Consider the following 4,549-nt stretch of genomic DNA (forward strand, 5'->3'; position numbering starts at 1 on the left):
ATCCGAGCCAGCATGGGTGATGTGGGAGCGTGTTGGGATAATGCCGTTGTTGAGCGATTCTTTGGCAGCTTAAAACACGATTGGATTTTTAAAGTTAATCAACCAACAAGGGAGTTTATGAAGCAAGATGTGACTGCTTACATGAAATATTACAACTTGGAGCGACTTCATTCTGCTAATGGTGATCTGTCACCTGTAGAGTTTGAAAATTCTCAACTAAAAGTGTCCAGTTTGGGTTGACCAGTACAGTTATTCTACGTAATTTATATCACGTAGAAAGAATATTACTTATAGAACCAATAAGCAACGCGACTATTTTAAATACGAAAAAGCCGTAGTAGGGGTTAACCTACTACGGCTTATCTGAATTGGTGGCCCCTCACGGACTTGAACCGTGGACCTAACGATTATGAGTCGATCCTGAATGATTTGCCCGACCTGTGAAGCTGCGTTAAGTTGTTGATAGTAAATGTTTTTTTCATTTTTGGCAACTTAGGGTTTTGCATGGTTTTGCACTGTTTTGCATGTATCATGTGCGATAGGTGTGCGATCAAATTTCATCAAATTGAAGTGAGATAGCACATGAATAAGACATTAAAAATTGCGTTTACCAATCAATCTATATCAAGTTTTTTGGCCTACTTAGGTTACAGAGTCTCTTCTACTAGGAAGAGATTAAAAGTTGTCCAAGAGTTTGAGGTGTATTTAAATAGTCAATTTACGTTTGCAGAACTAGCTGCTTTCCACGAGAGCATAGAAAGTTGGTGGGCGGGGAATTCTAAATACTTGGCTATAAATAGTCATGAGATAGCAGGTCTTTCAATTCGGCTTTACAAGTCTGAATTTACATTGAAAAATGAAAAGCTTACAGCGATAGGAGAATCTCTCGCGAGTGTTTATCTAAGGCAGCGTGATACGCTTTCTGCAGCGCTGAAAACAATAAAGCTTGGCAATTTGACCAATTCTAATTTTCAAGTTCTTCTGAAGGCTGCACAACACGTTAAAGCAGGAAATAATCTAGGGATAAAAATCGTCGACAAACAACGTGGAACATCCGCAAGTGGAGAGAGTAGTGTTTCCCTTAGGGATTTTTTATATGGAGAATATGTAGAGACAAAACGATATGAAAATCCAAAAACGGTAATGGTGAAGGTGGATATCATTTCACGTCATTTTGGGCATTTACTAGATAGCCCTATCGGTAATATTAATGCTGATTTGGTACGGCAGTGGATGAAATCTAAAGAGCGAAAGTTGACGAAAAGGCAGTTAGCTGCGGGTGATAGTCTTTGGACGTTGAGTCCTTCAACGATGAAAGAAGGTATTTGCACTTTTCGAGCCTGTATCCAGTTAGCAAAGGAAAAAGGTCTTATTAAAGATCATGATCTGTATAGCTTACCTAGAATAAGAGTCGATAATCAGGTCATTCGTTATCTATCTGACCATGAGGAATTAAGGCTGTATGCTGCAATTAACCAGCGCAACTCATTAAAACATGAGCAAAGAGCTAGGACGATTGAGCATAGGATATTACGCAGGCTAGAAACGCCAGCGCATCTCGAAAGTTGTCATTTTGTGGATCATGTTTCACCTTTTATTATTTTGTTCAAAGAGACGGGAATTAGGCCTGGTACGTTGTTCAATTCAAAATGGTCTGATGTTGACTTGGACTCAAAATTTTTCCGTATTCGAAAATCGATTGATAAACGCGGAATATCTAATGTTATTCCTTTAAATTCTCTGGCGTTGGAGACACTAAAAGAATGGCGTAAACATGGCATTCATAACGAATCTGCTAGTTATTTTAAGACCAGAATGGATGCTTGGTTATTTCCATCGCCAGCTAATCCTGAGCTTCAGCTCACCACAATAAAAAAATCATGGGACATGATTATTAAAGAGGCAAAAATTGAAAATTTTAGGCTGTACGATTTACGGCATGATTTTGCATCTAAAGTGATGATGCAGACTGGTAACATCTATATGGTTAGTCAGCTGCTAAACCATCAACAGATTGAGACAACTAAACGTTATGCACATTTGATGGATAGCTCAAGGTTTGAAGCTGTGAATACACTTGATAAATCAAGACAAGTGGGTGCATTACCTGACTTTCTTAAGTAAGTTAAGACACTGCTTCTATAGAACGTACTCTTCTATATTGTGAGAATGCAGATGTCTTATTATAATAATCATATTTTAATACAGTTACTTAGGTTGGTTTTGTTATGAATGGTAAGGCTATGCCAAAAATCGTATATGTTGATATGGACGATGTGCTTGTAAATTATACAGAAGCTGTAACCTTTAAAAAACTCCAGAAACCTGAGCAGGCATACCCTCAAGCTGAATTGGGTTTTTTCAGCTGCTTAGCCCCTAAAATAGGTGGCATTGCTGTGATGAAAAAGATGCTTGAACATCCAGAAATTGAACCTTATATAGCCACAGCGCCAAGTCTGCAAAATCCATTGTGTTATATGGAGAAGCGTATTTGGGTAGAGCAACACTTAGGCATGGAATATGTCAGTCGTCTTATCATCATTCCGAACAAAGGATTACTGAAGGGAGATATTCTTATCGACGACCACGTTGAAGGAAAGGGCCAAGAGTTTTTTAAGGGGGATTTGTGGCAGTTTGGTTCGATTCGCTTTCCAGACTGGAGTGCTGTTGAGATTGAATTATTTAATAACTTGCTTTGATGATTAAAGATCCTTTCAATTGTAGTTCTTGTTTTCACTGGAAACAGCTTTTTATCGATAGCCCTCGTTTGCTTATTGCCTGCGCTGATCTTGTTTCCATTGGAAACAAGCTAGTTTCTTAGTGATCAGCTGTAGCTATTTGTCTGAGCTATTCTTGTTTCCAGTGGAAACAAAGACCTTATTGATGTCTATTGTTCGCGGTTTTTAACGGCCGGATGACTTTTAGGAAACCGCTGGGTTGCGGCTACAGGTCGATTCAGCGGGTTTGTTTCCACTGGAAACAGCTTTTTATCGATGGCCCACGTAGGCTTACTGCCTGAGTTAATCTTGTTTCCAGTGGAAACAACTTTCTTGTCAAAGCCCAAGGTGGTTTTTGCCTGCGTGAATCTTGTTTCCACTGGAAACAAAGACCTCATTGATGTCTATTATTCGCGGTTTTTAACGGCCGGATGACTTTTAGGAAACCGCTGGGTTGCGGCTACAGGTCGATTCAGCGGGTTTGTTCCCACTGGAAACAGCTTTTTATCGATGGCCCAGGTAGGCTTATTGCCTGAGTTAATCTTATTTCCAGTGGAAACAACGACCTCATTGATGTCTATTGTTCGCGGTTTTAACGGCCGGATGACTTTGAGGCAACTGCTGGGTTGCGGCTACAGGTCAATTCAGCGGGTTTGTTTCCAGTGGAAACAGCTTTTTTATCGATGGCCCACGTTGGGTTATTGTCTGCGTGAATCTTGTTTCCACTGGAAACAAAGACCTCATTGATGTCTATTGTTCGCGGTGTTTAACGGCCGGATTGACTTTGATACAACCGCTGGGTTGCGGCTACAGGTCAATTCAGCGGGTTTGTTTCTAGTGGAAACAGCTTTTTTATCTATAGCCCTCGTTTGCTTATTGCCTGCGCTGATCTTGTTTCCATTGGAAACAAGCTAGTTTCTTAGTGATCAGCTGTAGCTATTTGTCTGGGCTATTCTTGTTTCCAGTGGAAACAACGACCTCATTGATGTCTATTGTTCGCGGTTTTAACGGCCGGATGACTTTGCGGCAACCGCTGGGTTGTGGCAACAGGTCGATTCAGCGGGTTTGTTTCCACTGGAAACAGCTTTTTATCGATGGCCCACGTAGGCTTACTGCCTGCGTTGATCTTGTTTCCAGTGGAAACAAGCTAGTTTCTTAGTGATCAACACGGCCTGTGGAGTCTTTGCATGGCTTGAGGTTATAGTTACTTTTGGTAAAGCAAATTATAACTTCTTGCCATGCTATCTAAAAATAACTCTCGGAAGAGCAATAGACCCTAGGCAGATTCCTTACTATGGTCACGAATTTCAGAGTTTTTTCTTATCTATTTCTTTGGCTTACATCTTTTCACAAGCACTATGCTGCCAATAATCATTAGTGCAATTGGTAGTAAAAATTCCATCATTTTTCCTTAACCGCCCTATAGGCGTCATTCACTAATTTGTCTGGTTAGTTACGTTGAGGTTTAGCAAAACCGGAACATCATGTATTTAAAACGCACCCATGGATCCTCGGGCTCGGGTGTATTTGCATAACGTCTATCATAGGCTAAAACACCGAAGGCGTACTTAATATGCAGTATTAACGTAAGCGTCCATTTTAGGACGTCCTATTCCCACTTAAGATCGCGCGATAAGCTGTGCACTCATCATTACAGGAGAGTGATATGGCAAAGCGAGCTTACCGCAACGCTGCACAATGGCAGCAATTAATCGACTTATGGCACACATCAGAGCTGAGCATCACTGAGTTTTGCCAAACCCATCAACTGAGCACCATGTCATTTTATAAATGGCGGCAACGTCTATCACCACAAACTGAGCAAGCTAATG

Annotated in this window: 4 protein-coding genes; all 4 read left to right on the forward strand. The window is 40.7% G+C overall.

All coding sequences use genetic code 11. The features are described 5' to 3' along the window. A partial coding sequence (locus L5M10_RS23245; protein ID WP_263176386.1) for an integrase core domain-containing protein occupies window positions 1-240 on the forward strand: 240 nt, incomplete at its 5' end. A 342-nt stretch (window positions 241-582) separates the two neighbouring features. Continuing rightward, on the forward strand, window positions 583-2,124 hold the full coding sequence (locus L5M10_RS23250; RefSeq protein ID WP_011846135.1) for a tyrosine-type recombinase/integrase: 1,542 nt from the start codon (window positions 583-585) through the stop codon (window positions 2,122-2,124). Window positions 2,125-2,243: 119 nt separating this feature from the next. Then, window positions 2,244-2,699, forward strand: a complete 456-nt coding sequence (locus L5M10_RS23255; protein WP_107404925.1) for a 5' nucleotidase, NT5C type — start codon at window positions 2,244-2,246, stop codon at window positions 2,697-2,699. A gap of 1,684 nt (window positions 2,700-4,383) precedes the next feature. Further along, window positions 4,384-4,549, forward strand: a 166-nt coding sequence (gene tnpA / locus L5M10_RS24255) for an IS66 family insertion sequence element accessory protein TnpA (protein ID WP_411569349.1), incomplete at its 3' end; no start/stop codon positions are given.

This window comes from Shewanella sp. SM32 (genome assembly GCF_025654235.1).
Taxonomy (GTDB): Bacteria; Pseudomonadota; Gammaproteobacteria; order Enterobacterales; family Shewanellaceae; genus Shewanella; species Shewanella oncorhynchi.

Bases quoted from the DNA above. Each gene is read 5' to 3' on its own strand.
- L5M10_RS23250 (WP_011846135.1), top strand. From the start codon at position 583: ATGAATAAGACATTAAAAATTGCGTTTACCAATCAATCTATATCAAGT.
- L5M10_RS23255 (WP_107404925.1), top strand. From the start codon at position 2,244: ATGCCAAAAATCGTATATGTTGATATGGACGATGTGCTTGTAAATTAT.